The sequence below is a fragment of the Nitrososphaera sp. genome (assembly GCF_036397675.1).
Classification (GTDB): domain Archaea; phylum Thermoproteota; class Nitrososphaeria; order Nitrososphaerales; family Nitrososphaeraceae; genus Nitrososphaera.
In genome coordinates this window covers 50,207-69,448 of record NZ_DASWIL010000037.1, presented here as the reverse complement: position 1 = coordinate 69,448, position 19,242 = coordinate 50,207, and the positions used below count along the sequence as shown (strand labels likewise).

The 19,242-nt window shown below is 50.0% G+C and carries 19 protein-coding genes and 1 tRNA gene; 8 read left to right on the top strand and 12 right to left on the bottom strand.

Features of this window, described 5'->3' with window-relative positions; genetic code table 11:
* A partial coding sequence (locus VGA14_RS08670) for a VIT1/CCC1 transporter family protein (protein WP_331003358.1) occupies positions 1–515 on the top strand: 515 nt, incomplete at its 5' end.
* 419 nt (positions 516–934) lie between these two features.
* Here VGA14_RS08670 and mpgS read toward each other — a convergent pair.
* Positions 935–2,140 (bottom strand): mannosyl-3-phosphoglycerate synthase, encoded by a 1,206-nt coding sequence (gene mpgS / locus VGA14_RS08665; protein WP_331003357.1) that lies wholly within the window; start codon positions 2,138–2,140, stop codon positions 935–937.
* 141 nt (positions 2,141–2,281) lie between these two features.
* Here mpgS and VGA14_RS08660 point away from each other — a divergent pair, with 141 nt between their 5' ends.
* Positions 2,282–2,935, top strand: a complete 654-nt coding sequence (locus VGA14_RS08660) for an HAD family phosphatase (RefSeq protein WP_331003356.1) — start codon at positions 2,282–2,284, stop codon at positions 2,933–2,935.
* A 327-nt stretch (positions 2,936–3,262) separates the two neighbouring features.
* Here VGA14_RS08660 and VGA14_RS08655 read toward each other — a convergent pair whose 3' ends face one another.
* Positions 3,263–4,540, bottom strand: coding sequence for a hemolysin family protein (locus VGA14_RS08655; RefSeq protein WP_331003355.1), 1,278 nt, complete (start codon positions 4,538–4,540; stop codon positions 3,263–3,265).
* Between the two features lie 239 nt (positions 4,541–4,779).
* Positions 4,780–5,262 (bottom strand): adenosine-specific kinase, encoded by a 483-nt coding sequence (locus VGA14_RS08650; RefSeq protein ID WP_331003354.1) that lies wholly within the window; start codon positions 5,260–5,262, stop codon positions 4,780–4,782.
* 121 nt (positions 5,263–5,383) lie between these two features.
* On the opposite strand from VGA14_RS08650, the gene VGA14_RS08645 reads away from it, so the two are divergent.
* Both VGA14_RS08645 and VGA14_RS08640 read left to right on the top strand, forming a co-directional pair.
* On the top strand, positions 5,384–6,382 hold the full coding sequence (locus VGA14_RS08645) for a magnesium transporter (protein ID WP_331003353.1): 999 nt from the start codon (positions 5,384–5,386) through the stop codon (positions 6,380–6,382).
* A gap of 236 nt (positions 6,383–6,618) precedes the next feature.
* Positions 6,619–6,692, top strand: a tRNA-Pro gene (locus tag VGA14_RS08640).
* Between the two features lie 231 nt (positions 6,693–6,923).
* Here VGA14_RS08640 and VGA14_RS08635 read toward each other — a convergent pair.
* From VGA14_RS08635 to VGA14_RS08620, 4 genes are all read right to left on the bottom strand, one after another.
* Positions 6,924–7,214, bottom strand: a complete 291-nt coding sequence (locus tag VGA14_RS08635; protein ID WP_331003352.1) for a hypothetical protein — start codon at positions 7,212–7,214, stop codon at positions 6,924–6,926.
* A gap of 818 nt (positions 7,215–8,032) precedes the next feature.
* Positions 8,033–9,085: a hypothetical protein gene (locus VGA14_RS08630; protein ID WP_331003351.1), complete on the bottom strand. Its 1,053-nt coding sequence runs from the start codon at positions 9,083–9,085 to the stop codon at positions 8,033–8,035.
* Positions 9,086–9,746: 661 nt separating this feature from the next.
* A complete protein-coding gene (locus VGA14_RS08625) occupies positions 9,747–10,403 on the bottom strand; it encodes a hypothetical protein (protein WP_331003350.1) in 657 nt (218 codons plus the stop codon).
* A gap of 70 nt (positions 10,404–10,473) precedes the next feature.
* Entirely contained in the window at positions 10,474–11,100 is a 627-nt protein-coding gene (locus VGA14_RS08620; RefSeq protein WP_331003349.1) for an integrase, read from the bottom strand.
* 662 nt (positions 11,101–11,762) lie between these two features.
* Here VGA14_RS08620 and VGA14_RS08615 point away from each other — a divergent pair.
* Positions 11,763–12,317 (top strand): 5' nucleotidase, NT5C type, encoded by a 555-nt coding sequence (locus VGA14_RS08615; RefSeq protein ID WP_331003348.1) that lies wholly within the window; start codon positions 11,763–11,765, stop codon positions 12,315–12,317.
* On the opposite strand, the gene VGA14_RS08610 is transcribed toward VGA14_RS08615, so the two are convergent.
* The 4 genes from VGA14_RS08610 to leuC are packed head-to-tail and all read right to left on the bottom strand — an operon-like array spanning position 12,312 to position 16,037.
* Entirely contained in the window at positions 12,312–12,626 is a 315-nt protein-coding gene (locus VGA14_RS08610; RefSeq protein WP_331003347.1) for a hypothetical protein, read from the bottom strand. The two genes, VGA14_RS08615 and VGA14_RS08610, sit on opposite strands and share 6 nt — an antisense overlap.
* Complete coding sequence (locus VGA14_RS08605; RefSeq protein ID WP_331003346.1) at positions 12,623–13,996, bottom strand: hypothetical protein; 1,374 nt, start codon at positions 13,994–13,996, stop codon at positions 12,623–12,625. The genes VGA14_RS08610 and VGA14_RS08605 overlap by 4 nt, the downstream gene beginning before the upstream one ends.
* A 38-nt stretch (positions 13,997–14,034) precedes the next feature.
* Positions 14,035–14,622 (bottom strand): 3-isopropylmalate dehydratase small subunit, encoded by a 588-nt coding sequence (gene leuD / locus VGA14_RS08600; protein ID WP_331003345.1) that lies wholly within the window; start codon positions 14,620–14,622, stop codon positions 14,035–14,037.
* Positions 14,622–16,037, bottom strand: a complete 1,416-nt coding sequence (gene leuC, locus VGA14_RS08595; protein ID WP_331003344.1) for a 3-isopropylmalate dehydratase large subunit — start codon at positions 16,035–16,037, stop codon at positions 14,622–14,624. Before leuC ends, leuD begins: the two co-directional genes overlap by 1 nt.
* A gap of 79 nt (positions 16,038–16,116) precedes the next feature.
* On the opposite strand from leuC, the gene VGA14_RS08590 reads away from it, so the two are divergent.
* Together VGA14_RS08590 and VGA14_RS08585 are read left to right on the top strand one after the other, a co-directional pair.
* The gene (locus tag VGA14_RS08590) at positions 16,117–16,776 is read left to right on the top strand and encodes a proteasome subunit beta (protein WP_331003343.1); all 660 of its coding nucleotides are present in this window, start codon (positions 16,117–16,119) and stop codon (positions 16,774–16,776) included.
* Between the two features lie 51 nt (positions 16,777–16,827).
* Positions 16,828–17,214: a hypothetical protein gene (locus tag VGA14_RS08585; RefSeq protein ID WP_331003342.1), complete on the top strand. Its 387-nt coding sequence runs from the start codon at positions 16,828–16,830 to the stop codon at positions 17,212–17,214.
* Here the strand turns inward: VGA14_RS08585 and VGA14_RS08580 are convergent.
* On the bottom strand, positions 17,211–18,662 hold the full coding sequence (locus VGA14_RS08580) for a M3 family metallopeptidase (RefSeq protein WP_331003341.1): 1,452 nt from the start codon (positions 18,660–18,662) through the stop codon (positions 17,211–17,213). The two genes, VGA14_RS08585 and VGA14_RS08580, sit on opposite strands and share 4 nt — an antisense overlap.
* An 81-nt stretch (positions 18,663–18,743) precedes the next feature.
* On the opposite strand from VGA14_RS08580, the gene VGA14_RS08575 reads away from it, so the two are divergent.
* Positions 18,744–19,142, top strand: a complete 399-nt coding sequence (locus VGA14_RS08575) for a hypothetical protein (RefSeq protein WP_331003340.1) — start codon at positions 18,744–18,746, stop codon at positions 19,140–19,142.
* The last annotated feature ends 100 nt before the right edge of the window (positions 19,143–19,242 follow it).

The following is a 19,242-nucleotide window of genomic DNA, read 5'->3' as shown; positions in this document are numbered from 1 at the left end:
AGATACTCGAATCTGAAATAAAGCGTGAAGAATACGAGATGCAGACTATTCCTGAAAAGGAGAAAGAAGAGGTAGAAGAAATTTACCGCTCCAAAGGATTCGAAGGAGAGGAATTAAACAGAATAGTTAACAAAATCACATCAAACAAAGATGTCTGGCTCAAGACCATGCTGACGGAAGAGCTGGGGCTTAACCTGGAAATTCTGGGAAATCCTTTGAAAGGAGCACTGGTAATGTTTGGATCTTTTCTTCTAGGAGGGATCCTTCCGATTCTTCCTTACTTTGCTGTCAAGGTTGGTCTGTTCTCTTCAGTCGCCGCCATTGTGATAGCCATCGTCATTAGTGTGACATCTTCGTTCATCGTAGGCGCGCTGAAGGGCCGCATAGCAAAGAAGAGCTGGATTAAAAGCGGGTTAGAGATGGCAGGGCTTGGCACTGGCATTGCCTTGGTAGGTTATGGTATCGGATCAGAACTTGCAAATGCAGGAATTGTAAGTGTTCCTGCAGGGGGATAAGGATTCTAAGTGACGCGCAGGTGGGATCCTGCATGTAAATTCTCTAGGCGTCTATTCAAGCGTCCAAGAACAAGGTACTCCCGGGAACGATTTTCTTCCCTGCGCGGCCTTATTGCAAATCCGCTTTAATACTGTGTCATGTCCCTCGTTGCGCTCCTTGAGCTTAAGCACTAGCATTTAATAGAACACCATTTTTCTAAAGATGGACCCCTTTTGGTTCGTTTTCTACCCCAAAATTTTCCTGGTTGCCTCTGGGCTCGCTAAAAAGGGTTCTAATACATTGGGGAGTATATCCCTGTGTATTAATGCCCCCGCTACCTTGGGAAGTGTCCTGTCGCATCATTAAGCGCACTCCGTGCGAAGCGATGAACTCAGACACACTTCCCCAAATACGGAGCTGGCATCCGGGGAAACAGCTATCACTTCAGGCCACCGAGCCTGTAAAACGTCTCGGCCTTTTCTCTTACCCCTTTTGCGAATTCCGCTATCGGGACTGTGCTAATCGGAGCAATCAGCGGGTATTTCTTGAGGACGTTGACTTTTTTATGTTTCTTGTCGCCGATTATCTGCCCTATCTGCTCCTTGATCGATCTTTTGAGATCGGGAGGGCAGATGCCGCTTGCCGCTATTACCGCAAGTGAGCCTTCAAGCATGTGGTTCAGGTGCATCTTGCCCTTGTCCTCATGGAAGTGGGGGTTGCGGGTCTCTATCTGGAATACCTCGACGCCCTTTTCAATTACCTTGGGATACTTGGAAGGCATGACACCCCCGAACTTTTCAAACACGTCGACAAACTCGTATGGCTCAATCGAATATCCGCTGGAATAGTGGAGGCATTCTGCAAGCGGCATGGACAGAGCGTGCTCGCCGGAGTTGCCCGTCTTGATAATATCTGTTTCAAAGCCAGTGACACTTGACAGGAGCGAGTTCAGGTTCCTGTTGGTTATCTCTGACACCCTGCCCCACTTTGAGAACTGAAGCGAGTTGTTCCTGACCTTTGGCTTGAAGACCCAGGAGATTCTGACGTTGCAGTAAGCTGAAGAGGCCATGCCAAAGCCGGATGCAAATATCTTGACGTACTCATTCACGGCCCCTGGGACATAGTTGTCGGCGTCTATGAAACCTATGTAGTCTTTCTGGTACATCTTCGCGATAAGCAGGCCAAGCACCATACCCTCCGCCTTGCCCGTCCTGACGTGACTCGTAGAATCGAGTATCGAAGTGTATTTCAGTTTCTTCAGGAGATCGCCTACTGCGGGGTCGCGCTGGTGAATCACCACTATGCGCTTGTCCATGAACCGGCCCAGCTGCCTGACCGTCTCCACTTCCATTGCATATCTATCAACCGGGCTTCTCGGGCTGTTTGATACTATTATGACGATACATTCGTTTGGGATACCGGAAAGTACGCCTTCAAGCAGTTTCAGCTTCTCCTCCTTGACCGGGATGACTATGGCCATGTCATGTAGCAGATTAGAAATCTCGTCATAGTCGAACTTTTTTATCGTCTGATGTGATGTAAGGAAGCCCTTGGACTTGCCCGAGTCGAGCTCGTATATCCTCTGCACAGCGTGGATACTGACCGCGCCAAGTCGCTCTGTGTAGCGGGGAAAGTCCAGCTTCACGTAAGCCGTTTAAATTGATCGTATAAAACGCTTTTGCGTTTTCTTTTTCTGGTACTTCTTGTCCTGTACCAAGTCCCGGTAATGGCGTTGCGCGACAAACAATCCGCAACAGTTTTGTGCTGTTAGCTCTGAATATCTGCAGTGAAGCTTGCGGCGTTTGACATGGACGGCACGATCCTTGAAGGGCGGCTGGTGTTCACGCTCTCAGAAAGGATAGGACTCGACGGCAAAGTCAGGACGATCCAAGGCGATGGGAAACTTGCAGCCCACAAAAAAACGGCAATGATAGCCGAACTTTTCACCGGTCTGACAAGAAAAGACATCGAGTCAGCCGTTGAATCCATACCCCTTGTAAAAAACACCGAGCAGGCAATGTCCACCCTGAAAAGCCGTGACTACAAGATTGGCATAATAAGCGATAGTTACACCGCGGCGGCAAGTGTCGTCGCGTCGCGCCTTGACATGGACTTTGTAGCCGCAAACGACCTTGTGTTTGAAGAAGGCGTTGCGACTGGCAAGGTAAACATGCCAATGGGCTGGGAAAAAATAGACTGCTTCTGCCGTCTGTCGGTGTGCAAGCGCTATCACCTTGAAAAACACGCCAGCAAGTTCGGTGTTCAGATGGACGACACGCTTGCTGTCGGCGACACGAGGGCGGACATCTGCATGATAAGGCACGCTGGCTTTGGCGTGGCGTTCATGCCCAAGGACGACGACGTGAAAAACGCAAGCAAAAACGCGGTTAATACGCCGGACATGATGCAGGTCATTAGACTACTTGACGCTACACCTTGACATCGACCTTATGCACCTTACAAGTACGAACGACGCAGATTGCAAGCCACTACCTTCAAGTACGTCTTGACCTTTACAAGAACATCTAGAATTAGACCTGAGCGCTGAAATCTCACAGGGATGCGTGGATTTGGTAGTCCAACACCATTTTTCTTAGGATGTAGTCCCTCTGGGCCCGTAGTTTTTCTTGCTACTTTCGCTCATCCCTGTGCACTAAAGGTTAGACCTCTGATAGGTATGGTAGCTGAAATAATGTTGGAAGCGGGTGTCAAAGACCAGAATTATACACTATCATTCAACAAGGCCGCTTATGGATTAGTGCGTGCCCTATGTAGATTTTATTTCGCCTTCTCCCTCTTCACCTATTTTGTGCACTGTTATCCGCACTGGGACGTTCCTGCCTATTTCTTCCACCGTTATGGACACATTGCCTATCACGGCTTTGTCTCCCTGTCGCGGTATTCTCTGAAGATGTTCATGCAATAAGCCGCTTACGGTCGAGTAATCTTTCCCCTTAGGCAGGTTGATGTTCAGGGCTTCGTTAAGATCGTCAATCTCGACATCTCCGTGCAAGACTAGGGTTTGTTTGTCGATTTTTTTCAAAAGCTGAAGTTCAATGTCTTTTTCATCTGTTATCTCCCCCACAAGCTCTTCAATAACATCTTCAAGAGTCACAAGTCCCACGGTACTTCCAAACTCATCGACCACTATTGCAAGCTGAATCCGTCTTCCCTGAAACTCTTTCAACAATTTGCTTATTGGCATATCTTTGGAAACAAAAAGTGGCTTTCTTGCCACGTCTTTCAGCATCATGTAGCTTGTCTTGACTGCAATCGCCCTTAGGACATCCCTTATGTGAACAACACCAACTATGTTATCCTTCGATTCTCCTACTACTGGGATGCGGGAGAATCCACTCTTGTTTATTAGAGGAAGCGCGTCCCATATCAACAATCTTGCATCCAGTGAAAACATGCTGTTTCTAGGGGTCATTATTGCCCTTACTGTGGTGTCGTGGAACTCGAGCACTTCTTTCATCATTTCTCTCTCCTCTTTCATTAGCACCTGCTCTTCGACTCCAATATCCAATATTGCACGCACTTCGGCCTCACTCAATTTCTTAGGCTTCTCCTCGATCTTAACAGCTTTGAATATCCCTCTTGTTATTATTTCCAAGAATATCACCAGTGGATATAGTATGTACTGTATTGCCAGAAGCACTCGCGAAAACCTTAGCGAAATCTTCTCAGCATGAGTGTAGCAATATGCCTTCGGGGTAATATCACCAAATACAAGTAAGATGAACGTCATCGCGCCTGTCGCTATACCAAGTCCCAAGTTGCCAAAGGTACCAATGGCAACGTCGGTTGCAACAGCTGCCGCTCCTATGTTAGCTAGGTTCACTCCCAGTAAAATTGTGATGAGCATCCTCTTCGGATTGGACTTGAGTTTTGCAAGGGAATGCGCTCCTGACCTCTTTTCGTTAACCAGCCGCCTTAGTTGACCCCTTTCCAAAGAGACAAGTGCAACTTCAAGGCCGCTGAAAAGTGCAGACAATCCAACTAGCCCAGCTAGCACCGGAACTGCAAACTGTAGCTCCACCATGTTCCTACTTAAACTAAGTCTAAATATACATCCAAGTGTAAAAACGCTTGGTTATCCCCCCAACCATTACGATGCCGGGATATGATGTTAATCCGTTTTCTTTATTCTAGGTGGAGTATCAGTAATTAGAACCCCATTTTTCTAAAGATGCAGTCCCTCTGGGCCCATGTTTTTTTCAAATCTTTGTATCCGTAGTTCGCGTCGCTTGCCACGGAGTGGTTTTTGCGCCATCTAGGCAATTAGAGCTTGTAGCCGATTTTTCTCAAGAACTGCTTTCGCTCCTCGACGTCCTTTTCGCTTTCGACGCCCTTGGGTTTGAAGCCGTCAACAATTCCAAGGATCGCCTTACCCTGCAGAGTCTCGGCCACGATGACTTCGATAGGATTTGCGGTGGCGCAAAAGATACCTGCGACTTCAGGGACCTCTTTTAGGCGCGGAAGCACGTTTATAGGGAATGCGTTTTTCATCAGGATCAAAAGGCCGTGACCGGATCCCACATTGAACATGTAATCTGTCGCAAGCCTTTCAAGCTCGCTGTCGTTGCCTGTGTGCCTTACTAGGCACGGACCGCTGGCCTCGCAAAAGGCTATCCCGAACTTGATTCCAGGCACGCAATTGACTAGGCATTCATAGACATCTTCGACCGTCTTGATAAAGTGGCTCTGGGCAAGGATGAGCTGTGCTCCCTCCGGGGGCTGTATCTTGACGCTTTGTAGTTCCATGGGTTAGCATTGCAGCGCAATGATTTATCTTTAGCACATATGGCCGTTAGGGACTTTCGGTTCAAAAAGAACTTCACGGCTCGTTATTAACTATAATAACTTGCGTGCCGTCATTTATGATATGAGCCCATCTGTGCGGATAGCTCAACTTGACATAGCTGGCGCGAGAATCACCAAGAAATTTCTTTCAGTGACTAAAGAGAATACCATCGGAGAGATCAAGTATCTGCTGTTCGATGCGGCAAAAAAAGTCGATGTTACGGATTATGTCTATGTTGTTGACGATAGTGGCGCACTCGTTGGGGTATTTTCTCTTAAAGAAGTCATGCGGACACGAAACGAAACCCAGATTGGCAGTGTTATGAAGAGAAATCCTGTAGTAGTTGACTATAATGCTGATCAGGAAAGGATAGTGTATCTAGTCCTGAAGCACAGGCTTAAAGCTATACCTGTTGTAGACAAGGAAACTCGTCGATTGGAAGGAATTGTACCTTATGATTCCATCATTTCGATATTCAATCACGAGTTTCGCGAAGATATCCTCAGGTCGGGAGGCATACATCACGGAATAAAGGAAATTGAAGACATAGCTACTCCCGCTGTCAAATTGATAAGGGCCAGAATGCCCTCATTGATAATAGGATTGCTGGGAGGCTTGCTGGCTGCTTCTATTATCAGCGGATTCGAAGAAATCCTAAGCTCCTACATTACATTGGCGGCGTTCATACCTCTAATAGTCTACCTGAGTGACGCTGTAGGGACACAGTCGCAGACCCTTATTGTAAGGATGATAGCACTAGAACCAGGATTTTCAGTCTCCAAGTATTTATTCAGAGAGATCAGGGTGGGCGGGGCTATTGGGATAACGTTCGCTTTGCTGCTAATGTTGGCTGCAACATTGGGCTGGAATGCTCCAATTCAAATCGGCTTGGCTTTGGGAACTGCGATGTTTGCAAGCATACTATTTCAGAGTCTTATAGCAACTTACCTGTCGATTCTATTACACAAGTTCAACGTGGACCCTGCCGTGACTTCAGGTCCGTTAACAACCGTAATAAGCGACATCTCGACGCTGGCGATGTACTTCGCAACAGCCTCCTTGCTCCTGCAATCGATCTAATTACGCGACTTGTGTAATTGGCCTTCAATTGTATGACAGCAAGAAAACATGCGCGTTAGCAGTGATCACGTCGGCGGCCATCTGCTTCAGCTTCTGGATGGTGTCTGCAGGGCCAACAAGTGGCAGTGTGACAAGTGCGGAAACCCATTTGCAAGCTTCGAGTAGCTCCGGGCACACAAGGCAGAAGAGCATTCCTACTAAGAGATATAATGGGGTTGGCCGGCACTGGTTTTCTGGGGGCCGTTGTCTAGCTTGGCAGGATGCCAGCCTCGGGCGCTGGAGGTCGCTGGTTCGAATCCGGCCGGCCCCATTCTCTCAAGTGCTGGCTCGTTAGTCAAGCTGCGACCGCTGCTGCCCAATAGGTCTACCTTTTGTTCGAGAGAGGTCAACCTTTGGTCTACCTTTAGACTGGCGGTCGCGCTGCCTATGGCTACTTTAGACCTAGCGAAATCGCGCAGAAATTGGCCCAAAGTCGCATAGCCTGACTGCTCTAACAGCCGATTTAGCGCTATTAGGTCAGTCTGTGACAGCTTGGCGCTAACTACAGGCATCTGTCAATTACCCCCGCCAATTCAGACTTGGCTTTGGCCTTGTCTATGTCGCCGGCCATGTACCTCTCAACGACATTGCGAGCGTATGGTAGCACCGAAAGTGCTCTAGCCTTGACCAATTTAGGGTCTTTGCTATCAATGTCTTTGACATTACCAACTATACGCCATTTCACCTTACCCTCGGCCCGGTAGACATGGTAAAGATACTCTTGCTGGCCTAGCTTCTTAAGGGTGTAACCGCCCTTAGTCTTTCGATTGTCATCTTTAGACGACTTGCGCATGATCTCTCTTACTGGCGCTAGTATTTACGACTTGCTAATTGACATTGCGGGCCAGATTGTCTAGTAATCATTTAAATCTGTGCTCAATTTCAGCTAGACAACTAGACAAATCAAGCGCATGGTGGCTAGCTTTGCAGTCGTCGGCGGGCTAAATTTCGTCAAGTTGGTACTTAGACATGAATTTCAAGCGTGACAAAGTGCCAGCACTGCGTAGACTCTGACAAATTTCGTAGGTAGGGGGGTGCTTTGACAAGCACTTTGTCAAGTCTGTATGCTTGTCGAAGTACTTGCCAAAGTAGTCTTTGACGCTAGGTGTCTTTCGGCGGTCTACAGTCTGGTAGACTGTGTGTCTAGTAGTCTAGTCAAATTGAGCACGAATTCTACTAGACAACTAGACAAATCAGGTAGGGTCTAGGCGTATGGCTGTAGACTTTCGCTTGATTTACTTCGCTACGCTCGTAAATGACAAATTTCAAGTCACGGCCCAGAACATGAATGCAGACTCAGAGCGTCGGCTCTCTTCGCTTTCGCTTCGTTCGCCGTGCTTTAGCACAATCGCTTAACTCGTAAGATGCATGCACGCTTGACCATAGCGCACGGCTTCACTTCGCTAGCCTATGCAGACTTGATTTGTGATTCTTTCGTTAGGTTGTGTTAGGGCGGTCTGGTTGTGGTTGTGGCCGGTATGCTTCACTTTAACGGTAGGTTGTCTAGTGGTCTAGTCTATTTGAGCACGAATTTCACTAGACTACTAGACACGCCAAAGACGGGCCATACCGTAGACTGATTACGGCCGGGCCTTGCGCTTTGCCAGCTTCTTAGCCTTTGACTTGCTGACTTTGAGTATGTCGCGGGTCTACACTTTCGCCAGTGTACTTGTCTTTGAAGAGACGATCAACCACTTCATTAATGAATTTATTGACATCGCCCAACTTCTTGATGTTAATGTAGCACCAAGGGTTCTTGTAGTCTTTATCATACTTGCCTGTTTCATTATTGTAAATATAGCTTGGTAATACGCCGCAGCTATCGTCGCAGTATTGTTTGCCAACGTCGTAATTATCGAATACCCATTGTATTTCGCTTGGTTCAGCGTAGCCTAGTATTTGCACTGTGGTGGTTTGCTTGATTAACCCGTCAATCTTCAGCTTTCGGTCTACGGGTATCTTTGCGGCAATGTACGCGCTAAATGGCTTGTTATGAGGCTTGTTAAATTGGTCTTGATTTACATTAAGTTCGTAGTTGGGGCTGCGATTAGTCTTAACATCAAATAGCATACCGTTGAACTCGACGTCGCAGTCGTCTGCGCCGCCAAACGCGGTATTCATTAACGCTGGTACAATCGATTTGTAGACAGAGAATGCATAGGCCCATGCACCTAGCACGCCGATAAATCGCGCTTCTGGCGTTGACCGCAGGCGTTCATTGTAACGCTTATTCTTTGCAATCTGGTAAATGTGTTCGGCGTGTTTGTGCGCAAGCAGCAGTATCTTTGGGTCGACGTCATACACCTCAATGGCAGGGTGGCCGTCAATCTTGACGTCGCAGTACTTTGGCTCATTGACACTAGTAAGGTCAATGCCATAATACCTAGCGAATACTAGCCCTAGGTCAGACCATTGTATATTGCTCTGCGCGCGTTGCTTCATTACCTTTAGTTCGTATAGATATCGATGCATGACGGCTTTACCTACTCGTTTAATTTGTTCTGTAGTCACTTTCTTACTCAATAGTATCGGCAAATAGCACTCGAAGTCTGGCCGCATCTGCAGATCTAGCAATTCAAACAACTTCTTTATTGCGTAATCGTCTAGCTCTTTATTACTTGGTTTCTTGCTAGGCTTTGATTTGGCCTTCTTTCGCGATGTCACTGTAAGATAGTTAAGTGCTAAAGTTCTATTTAAGCTTACTAATGCTAGTATGTATGTGCATCACACGATACCGGTATTTGTTAGACCTTAGGTAACTTGTCTAGTAGTCTAGCTAAAGTCGTGCTCAAATCTACTAGACTACTAGACAATCATATGCATAGTTCACGCATACAGGTATTAGATGATGCACGTATTTGACAGTATGTGCACTATTTGATGCACATATCTGTAAAGGCGTGTATGCGTGTCTAGTGTGTCTAGTTGTCTAGTAGTCTAGACGACACGGCCAAAGTATGTGTAACGGGCCGTGTCTAGTTGTCTAGTAGTATTTGAGCGTGAAATATCGAGACTACTAGACACAGACCCTATCTAGACAAATTGGTCTAGCCGGTAAGCTCTTTCTTTAACTCGGGTAGCTGTCGGCGTATGCGAGTGCATTAGACTACTAGACAAAGAACTAGGGTCAGGCGCTAGCCTGCTTGAAGCGTAAGAGTAAAGCAATAAGAATTACTGACTACCCCCCATCTTTCGTGTCTAGTTGTCTAGAGTCATCTGGGCACAAATTTGTAAATCAACCAGACAACGGTAGTAGATATGACAAAGTGCCTGTGTAAATCGTGCTCAAATTCGTTTGTCACCTTTGTCAAACTAGCACGATCAGCTATGACGGTAGACCACTTAGCAACGTACCTATTCTCGCCGCGATAGCAGCACCTTCTGCTATGCTACCAAGAATGCTCTTCACCGAAACTAGACCTTCTCTGATTATTTGACTCTTCGGCTTCGGTGATTTGGCTTGCGAGGCGAGCGTCTCGATTTCTGCGTTCAATTCATCTTTCTGTTCGGGCGTCAAATCTGCTTTGTTTGGTATTTCTTTCAGTGAAGAGACGATCTGTAGTAATTCGGTTAACTGTTCAGGTTTGATGCTAGAAGATTGTGTAATATTCGCGGTTTGCGTAGAGTTAACCCCGCCTGCCTGAATCTGCGAGTTATTCATCTGGCCGACATGAATGATATTTACAGTGGCCATGGGTGCAAAGTGCTCTGTTGGCTGCTCAGGGTGTTCTAAGGCCTCTTCGACTTCTTTGATACCCAAGTGTGTTATGCCTATGCTGCCCCCCAGGCCTGTAAATTTGATTAGCCCTTCACCCGTAAGGTATTGTACTATCACATCAGTCACTTCTCTGCCATGTTCGCCAAAGCCAAGCTCATTGCCAATTTGCCACATATCGACACTCTTATGCTCATTGTTGTCTGTGAGCTCGTAAACTCGATGTATCAGTTGCAAACGTTTCTTCTTCATCTCGGCAAGCGGCATCAAGACGATAGTATGAAGTAATGAAGTCTACTAAAGCTTTCTTGCCGACGTCAAATCGAGCCCACTTTATTCAAACCAACAGCTCTTTCTTTAGCTTAGGTAGCAGCCTGCGTATGCGTTCGGCCTGCTTGTCGAAATCGGGCCGGTAATAATGCTTACCAAAGATGCTAGCCGGCGTACGGCCTTGCAGCAAGTCGATGAATTCAGTCTCGACGCCATGCTGTCGTAAATAGGTTGCAAAGACTTTGCGACAATACCGCATCGGCATAGGTATCTTTCGGCGCTTTAGGTATGACCGTATGCTATGGTAACTGTCGCTTGACTGCTTTGCCAGTGTTAGTAAATCGTCGTCTACTAGCGAAATGTAAGCTTTCTTGCTTCGGCGAATGAATAGGTCTTTGTGCCGGTAATGTTCGAGTATGCCGCGCTCTTTGTTGTGATAGTCTGTAGCGCTTTGCTTGATTAGACCTATGGCCTTGCATGTCTCGTCGGCCCTTAGGCCAAGCAGGGTAGCGACGACAAGAGTATTACCGCAGTCTTTCGGCAGTATCTTGATAGCTTGCTTGATGTAGCCTATCATCTCGTTAATGTTCTCTTTCTCAAAGAAGTTGAAATTGTCGTCTGTATGCCGCCAGTGTAATGCGTGACGCTTTACTATCTTCTGCCATTCGTCGTAAATGCCATTGAATTTAGACAAGTGGGCCAATGCTCGCATCGTCTGTCTTTGCATGTCATGCGACATCATCGGTAGTTCACTTGCGTTACCACTCGCTAACACATGCTGGTACTTCTTAGCGCGAGCGATTAGGTAGGTAATGTCTTTGTCACTTGTTAGCACCTTACGCAAGTATGCGTCAAAGCCATCTAAAGTTACGCCGGCCATCGTCGCGGCTTGTTCATTACTTGCAAAGCCTCGGGCGCTGGAGGTCGCTGGTTCGAATCCGGCCGGCCCCACTCAACGATTGGGGGTATAATACAGTGAAAATACCTATTGAATAGATACAGATTAACTTTAACAGGTTCGTTTCTTACAAGGGAAAGAACTATTCTTACGACCATCCTTTTGGATAACATACAGAAAATGGATAATTTTGTCTCCGAGAAGGCCTCTAAATGTTCAACGCCAGCAAATACGCCGGCTCTGTAAAAGCAGTATGTGTACTTTGGCTCTGTAGAAACCATCTGAAAACCGCAGACGCCGCTCGATTTCAGAACCAAATAATGGTGTTTATCACCATCAAAATGCTGTCGTTCTTGCACGTCAATTGTCTAAATGAACGGATTGCAACATGGTTTCTACAGAGCCGTGTACTTTGCCATTGTATAAATAAAGTTCAGTTCATAGTGCCCGCATCTCTCATGTCCAGCATTTCTGGGGCAGTCAGGACGGTAGCAATAGACGTGGACTCGGTGCTTGCCGACGTGATGCTCGTCTGGGTGGACGAGTACAACAGGCGCAGGGGCACGAAAATAACCAAGGAGGACATCACCCGGTGGGACATACCAACCGTTCTACCGATAACCCCGGAGCAGGTCTACGAGTGTTTCACCCATGTGTGGAGAGAGAGGTGGAAGGAGATACCCCCCACCGAGGACAGGATAGGAAGCATCACAGAGCGCCTGCACAGAAAGGGGTACAGGGTTTCAGTCATTACAAAGAGGGAGCGCGCAACGGTGGCCTACGTGGCCAAATGGCTTGACCACAACGACGTGTACCTGGACGACCTGCTGTTTGTCTTTGACTCTGTGCCAAAAGCGGAATACCCCTTTGACGTCCTAATTGACGACGCACCAAGGAACCTTGTAGACATCCCCGCGCCCAAGACCGCCATACTCTTCAACCAGCCGTGGAACCGGGACTTTCACTGGCCTGCCAGGGTGAACACGCTTTCAGAAGCCGAGCGCCTGCTATGACAGCTCTATGAGCGCCCTATTGACTAGTGCGGCAAGGCCGGAGTACTGCAGGAGCATCTTTACAGCGGACTCGAGCGCGTCGGGGCCCCTGAAGCCCTCGTCGTACTTCATCTCAACTGCGCCCTTGTCTGTTTCAACGACAACCGTCAGGAGAGAATAGTCGCCAAGGCGCTCGTCTTTGCGCTCGACATACTGCCGCATTTCTATTCTCGCTATCGAAATACCCTGCGCCTGCATCGCGCCTTGCAAAAGCGGCATTGCCTTTGCCGGTGTCCCCTTGATGCGGCCGGGCTCTATATCGCTTTTCATGTGTAGTCTAGGAACCTCACCCACTCGGGGAACCAGAGGTTGTGCTCGGGCACGCCTATCCCCTTTGCGAGCACTGAAGGCGAGTTGTAGTATACGTTGTCAGCGCCAAGCTCCTTTGCGATATTCTGGTTCAGCTCGTTTATCGAGGCGACCTCGCCCACGTACTTGTTGGCGACAAGCTCGCGGTTGTGCGTGTAGAGCCCCACCTGCCGGCCGTCGACTGTAGGAACGTAGCTGACGATGACATCTATACGCCTTGCGCCGGCGTTGCCCAAATAGTATATCGTTTCTCTGACAGTCGCGCTTGTCTGTATCGTGCCCTGCACGGTGGCGATCTTCTTGCCTTGCACCAGCGGCTGCATCACGAACTTGAGCGACCTGCCTGTTGTCAGGAGCTTGTTCTTGCTGTCAAGCTCGGAAAAGTCTATCATGTTGTCCGAGTCGTCGTACCTGTCCTTTATGACGCCCTCTGCCATATCAAATGAACGGAAATGCGAGCGATAGGTCAAGCTGAACCCGAGCGTCATAGGCCGGGTGTAGTCGGGCTCTGCGTACGCCGAATCGAGATCCTTTACTTTGAGGTCAAGCGACAGAAAGTCTGCCTGCGCCCTACCGATATCCTTTCTGATAGAATAGATGCTCCTGCCTCCAACCGTCGCAACCACGTTTGATTCGCGGATGAATTCGAACGGATCCATCATCAGCTTGGCGCCGGGGCTTACCGCAATGACTTCAAGCCCGGCCTTTTTGCTGGCCTTGACGAGCTGGCCCGGCTTGACGTCTTCAAAGTCCATGTCAAGCGACGTGTGAAGCGAGTTTTCAGAAGCGATTACCGAGAGCATCCCGTCGTGCCTGACGGCAGTTACCAGGGGCTTGAAGCCGGTGCTGTCCCGGTACGCGAACAGCTCGTCGCCCACCTTTATTACCAGGTTGCCCCGCAGGTGCCTGTCGAGGAACTCAGCTGCCCTCTCTGGGTTCTTTTTCAAAAGCGTGGTAAAGATGTAGTAGATCTTGTAAAGCGAGTCGGAATCCCTTGCCGATCCCACGTACGGGTGCAGGTGCAGCCGCTCGGTGTCCACGAAAAAGCCATCAAACGCCGCTTGAACCGCGCTCATGCTTGAAAACGGTGGTGACCTTTTCGACAAATAGCCCACGCCGCAGGCGCCATGCAACTTTTCCCTGTGCACCAGTTTTAGTAGGGCGTCGTCAGAAGGAAGCGACCCTTCCCCACTGGCAGAGCCATTTCCTACCATCATCTTCCAGTGCGCCTTGCCCCGGTGCTGGAGCATCCTCATGGCGTGCGTCAGATAGTAGAGAACTGCCTTGTTGGACTCGGCTCCGTGGCTATATATGGCGACAATGCCGGCCATGCACTGGACATTCGGTTGCAGTATAGATAAAAATCTTGTCAGGCAGATGGTGAAAAGCTCTGCCGCTCCCGCTCGTACCTTGCAATGTCTGCTTCCAGCTGGAGTGTGAGCCCGATGCTGTCGAGGCCCTCGAGCAACAGTATCTTGCGGAAGTCGTCTACCTCAAAGCGCATCACCCTGTCGCCAGCACACACGGACTGACGCGCCAGGTCTACCTCTATCTCCACGTCGTTCTTGAACAAATAATCCACCTCTTCTGGAGCAAGCCGAACCGGCAGCACGCCGTTCTTAAAGCAGTTCTGGTAGAAAATGTCTGCAAACGAGGGCGCGATGACAGCGCGAAAGCCGTAATCGAGCAGGGCCCACGCCGCGTGCTCGCGAGAGCTGCCGCTGCCAAAGTTGTCGCGTGTAAGCAGTATCTGCCTGCCAGCATATTTCGGGTCGTTGAGCACGAAATCCTGTCTTGGGTTTCCATCCTTGTCAAAGCGCCAGTCGTAGAACAAGTACTTGCCAAAGCCGGCCCTGCTCACCAATTTCAAGAACTGCTTTGGGACTATCTGGTCGGTGTCGACGTTGACGCGGTCAATCGGCGTGGCCTTGCTATTTAGCACCGCAAACGGTTCCACTAGAGCCACTCCCTCACGTCGACGAAACGGCCTTCGATCGCCGCTGCCGCTGCCATGACAGGGCTGACTAGGTGCGTCCTTCCGCCTGCACCCTGTCTGCCCTCAAAGTTGCGGTTAGACGTGCTCGCGCACCGCTCGCCGGGCGAGAGTATGTCAGGGTTCATGCCAAGGCACATGCTGCAGCCAGACTCGCGCCACTCAAAGCCGGCCTCCCTGAACACGGCGTCAAGGCCCAGCTTTTCTGCAGCCACCTTGACGTGTTGTGAGCCGGGGACCACCATAGCCCTGACGGCCGGCGACACTTTACGCCCCTTGACAACCACCGAAGCTTCCACAAGATCCTCAAGGCGCGAGTTGGTGCACGAGCCGATGAACACCCTATCGAGCTTGATGTCAGTCATGGGCGTGCCGGGTTCTAGCGCCATGTATTCGAGCGCCCGTAAGGCCGCCTTTCTTTCGTTCTCGTTGCCCTTTGCAAACTCGTCCGGATGCGGTACTGCCTCGTCCACGCTTGCCACCATCCCGGGGTTTGTGCCCCAGCTGACTTGCGGCGCAAGCGCGGCGACATTAAACGTCATCGACCTGTCAAACGTGGCGTTGGCATCAGTCTCCAACCCCTTCCACTGCTCGACTGCCCGCTCAAAGTGCTCGCCCTTTGGCGCAAAGCGTTTTCCCCGGACATAGTCAAACGTCTTTTCGTCGGGCGCCACAAGCCCCGCACGTGCTCCCCCTTCAATCGACATGTTGCACACAGTCATCCTGTTTTCCATCGACATTTCGCTCACCGCGTTTCCACGGTACTCAAAGATGCAGCCCGTGCCTCCGGCCGTCCCGATGGTGCGGATGACGTAGAGTATCATGTCCTTTGCTGTCACGGCATGCCTGTTTTTTGGAGCCCCCTCGAGGTTTACCGCAAACGTCTTGGGCCTATCCATCCACATTGCCTGCGTCGCAAGGACGTGCTCTACCTCGCTTGTCCCTATGCCAAGGGCAAGCGCGCCAAACGCGCCGTGCGTCGACGTATGGCTGTCGCCGCACACGATTGTAGTACCCGGCAGTGTGAGCCCGAGCTCCGGCCCTATCACGTGAACGATGCCCTGGTCCGGGCTGTGCATATCGTAAAGCGTTATGTCGAATTCCCTGCAGTTGTCTGCCAGCGTCTTTATCTGCGTAGCAGAGATCTGGTCGACTATGGGGAGAGACCTTGCAGTGGTCGGGACGTTATGATCCATAGTGGCAAAGGTCAGGTCTGGCCTTCTAACCTTCCGCCTGTTCATGCGCAGGCCGTCAAACGCCTGGGGCGATGTTACCTCGTGCACCAGGTGGCGGTCGATGTAAAGAAGCGCAGGGCCGCCTTCCTTCTGGTGGACGATGTGACAGTCCCAGATCTTCTCAAATATCGTCCTTGGCGGCAAAGCAGGTAGAATTGGCGGCAGGGAAATATAAGTGAGCAGATAGTTTTAAATCAGGTTTTCTGCTGCCAGAGGGTGTAAAATGCACCGTGTGGACAACCGCTACCCTGAGTATATCGCTGAGCAGATAAAGAAGGGCACAACCACTTGCGCCCTAACATGCAAGGATGGAGTCGTCCTGGCCGCGGACACCAGGGCGAGCGCCGGATTGTTCATCGCAGATAGGCACGTGATGAAGATACAGAAGGTTGGCAATCACCTGGGCATGACAATTGCAGGTGGAGTCGCCGACGCACAGAACCTGGTAGACCTTATGCGCTACAACGCCAACATATTCAGGCTGCAGAACAAGGAGCCGATGCCCATTAAATCGGCGGCAAGGCTTTGCTCAAACGTGCTTTTCAACCAGCGCTACTTCCCCTACTACGTCCAGTTGATCATGGCAGGCTACACAAGCAAGGAAGGGCCGCAAATTTACAACATCGACCTTTTCGGCTCGATCTCGACTGAAAAGTTCATCTCGACCGGCTCAGGCTCGCCTGTTGCCTACGGCTACCTCGAGTCCGAATACAGGGAAGGATTGAGCGTGAACGAGGCCTACAAGACGGCCATGCACGCTATAGCCGCTGCAATCCGCAGGAACGCCGGCACAGGCGACAACATCAACGTCGTCATTATCGACAAAGACGGCTGGCGCGAACTGTCAAAGGAACAAAAGGCCGCAGTCGGCGTAGTGTACTAAGCACGGCACTGCATACCAAGCCGTTATCTACTCCGGAATCAAAATCATGGCGTGAGCGAAAAGCAGGCCATCAGCGCCGAATCCCTGATGGAGGTAATGAAGGATGGCGCCATAATCAGGCTCGTCACAATAATCGACATCTCGGGCATGTCTGTCCTTGAGCTTTTAGAATCTGGATTCACAAGGCAGGAGGTAAACAGGGCCCTTTCCAAGGGCGTCGTCGCGTACGAGACTGGAGCCCCACACGAGGAAACAGCGGGAGAAGCTTTCGAGTCGGGCGACTATTTCTTTCGCATGCTCAACACCAAGGTCAGGCTGACGGAGCTCGGGCTGTACGTGCTTGACTGCGTAAAGTCAGCGGAGCAGCGTCAGCTGAGCGAGCTGAGTGGGCCCTTTGACACGTCGGCATTCCACCCGCCCGATGGGCCGACTATCTAGGCAGTTATTTCCTTCATGAATACACCTGCGTCCATCTTTGAGAAGTCCGACAGCTTTATGGAAGCGCCTGGAGCCATTATCTCGCGCAGGTGCTTCCCTGCTTCTGCTTGTTCCCACCACTCGTCGCCGAACCTACCCTGCAAGTGGCGCTCAAGCTCTGCCGCTCTTACAGCGGCGAGCATGTAGCTTGGAACGTACATTATGGCGTCAGGGAGTATGTGATGCAGCATCCAGTACTCGCCTGGAACCTCAAGACCGACGTACTCTTTCAGGAGCCGGGCGTAAAGGTCGCTTGCCTGCTCCATCGAAAGGTCCTTGCGCCAGAACTCGGCCTTCATGAGCGAGTTTGCAGTGTAGAACGTGACGAAAAACAATTCCATGAAGTTATTTCTTTGTTCAAGATCGTCGAGCACCTTTTTGTCCGTGACGCCGAGCGACGTCAAATACTTGGGGTTCTTTGTTAGCCCCTCCAAGAATATTGAGAATATCTCTGCGACGCCCATCGAAATGCCGTAGCGGTCCCAGTAACTGGCATTTGAATCGACCGATGAGGCGTGCATCGCGTGGCCCATCTCGTGGTAGCACCCCTGCAGGTCAAAATACGGGCTCTCAGCCTTGTACAGCACGCGGATGTCGGCGGGCACCTGCACGAAAAAGCAAATGGGCGAAGGGTACTTGTTCTTGCGGTTCTTTGCGTCTATTGCAATGCGTGACATGTCAAACTGCAGGTTCGTCAGCAGCTTTGTGACCTGTTCCGGTGGCCTCACCTTTACAAAGTATTGCTCCATGTCCGCGTAGACGCGATTTCTGAAAAAGTAAAAGTCGTCATAGTATTCTGCTTCACGACCAAGCACTTTTTTTGAAATGTCTACAAGTGACTCATGAAACGGCTTTTTTGCCTGGCGGCCCATCGACTTGACGAAACTTATCAATTGAGAATAACTGACATGCTCATTTTCAAGGTAGCCGGCAAGCGGACTCGGGATCTTTTTGCCGGTGCCGTATTTTTCATACACGTCGCGGATCTCTGCAAACCGCTTTTTTATCACAGGCGAGACGAACCTGGTCTTTTGGGTGAACTCGTCAAACACCCTTTTGCGCGCCCTGTCGTCCCTTGTCTTGCTGTTGAACTGCCGCCACGAGCTCCAGTTGACAGGCGCGCCGGCAAGCCTGAACGCTTTTGAAACGACCTTTTTGTTCCTTGCCTCGTAAAGTGCGAGTTCCAGCTTTTTCGTCGACGAGTCGGCGATGTTTTCTATCGCTGCAAGCACGAGCTCGCGGGGCCTGTCAAAGTTCTCGAGGAACGATTTTGAACTTAAGTTCTTTATTTCCGCAAGCCTCTTGATCGCCTTTTCATTGTAAGGCAGGCCGGCGTACTGCTTGTAGCGCTCGTCTGATTCTGCAATGTAAATCCGCTCGTCAAGCTGGCACCACTGCTCTAGGTTCATGACAGTTAGCGCCACTAATGATGTTAAAAACGTTATAACTTTTCCCTGCAGATAATAGGTGCAGTCCCGGTCACAGTACATGTGACAAATGACAATATTGTCATTAAGCCAAACGACAGCGTATCCAAGCTTGCCGCGGTGAAGAGAAAGATGAGAATCTCGCTGTCGTGCGTAAAATTAGTCAGCACGGCACTAGTCCCCCGCTCCAGAATATACAAAAGTATTAGGCTAGGCAGGACCGCGCTGCCGCCGCACTTTGCCGGCCGCTTTTACAGCGTTGGACACGGCCTCATCTTTTGCGCGCTGAGCGACCGCGAAAAGTGCGTGATGCCCAGGCTGCACGACTTTACGTACAGGGAAGTGGCGGTGCAGGTGGATGACAAGGAAAATGTTGCGGAGATGATGAGAAGGTCGCTTACATCTCAGCTGCAAAGGCTGACTCTACCACAAAGTTTTACAGCGCGTGTATCAACGAAATAACACTGCCTGCTCTTGGATGGATCGACGTTCTAGTGTTGGTTCTGCTGATCATTGCAGCCGCAATTCTGATCTACCTGCTGTGGCCCGTGATATTTGGTTC

Bases quoted from the DNA above. Each gene is read 5' to 3' on its own strand.
- VGA14_RS08615 (WP_331003348.1), top strand. From the start codon at position 11,763: ATGTCCAGCATTTCTGGGGCAGTCAGGACGGTAGCAATAGACGTGGAC.
- VGA14_RS08580 (WP_331003341.1), bottom strand. From the start codon at position 18,662: ATGAACCTAGAGCAGTGGTGCCAGCTTGACGAGCGGATTTACATTGCA.
- VGA14_RS08605 (WP_331003346.1), bottom strand. From the start codon at position 13,996: ATGGCCGGCATTGTCGCCATATATAGCCACGGAGCCGAGTCCAACAAG.
- VGA14_RS08655 (WP_331003355.1), bottom strand. From the start codon at position 4,540: ATGGTGGAGCTACAGTTTGCAGTTCCGGTGCTAGCTGGGCTAGTTGGA.
- VGA14_RS08625 (WP_331003350.1), bottom strand. From the start codon at position 10,403: ATGCCGCTTGCCGAGATGAAGAAGAAACGTTTGCAACTGATACATCGA.
- VGA14_RS08590 (WP_331003343.1), top strand. From the start codon at position 16,117: ATGCACCGTGTGGACAACCGCTACCCTGAGTATATCGCTGAGCAGATA.
- VGA14_RS08645 (WP_331003353.1), top strand. From the start codon at position 5,384: ATGAGCCCATCTGTGCGGATAGCTCAACTTGACATAGCTGGCGCGAGA.
- VGA14_RS08650 (WP_331003354.1), bottom strand. From the start codon at position 5,262: ATGGAACTACAAAGCGTCAAGATACAGCCCCCGGAGGGAGCACAGCTC.
- VGA14_RS08610 (WP_331003347.1), bottom strand. From the start codon at position 12,626: ATGAAAAGCGATATAGAGCCCGGCCGCATCAAGGGGACACCGGCAAAG.
- VGA14_RS08635 (WP_331003352.1), bottom strand. From the start codon at position 7,214: ATGCGCAAGTCGTCTAAAGATGACAATCGAAAGACTAAGGGCGGTTAC.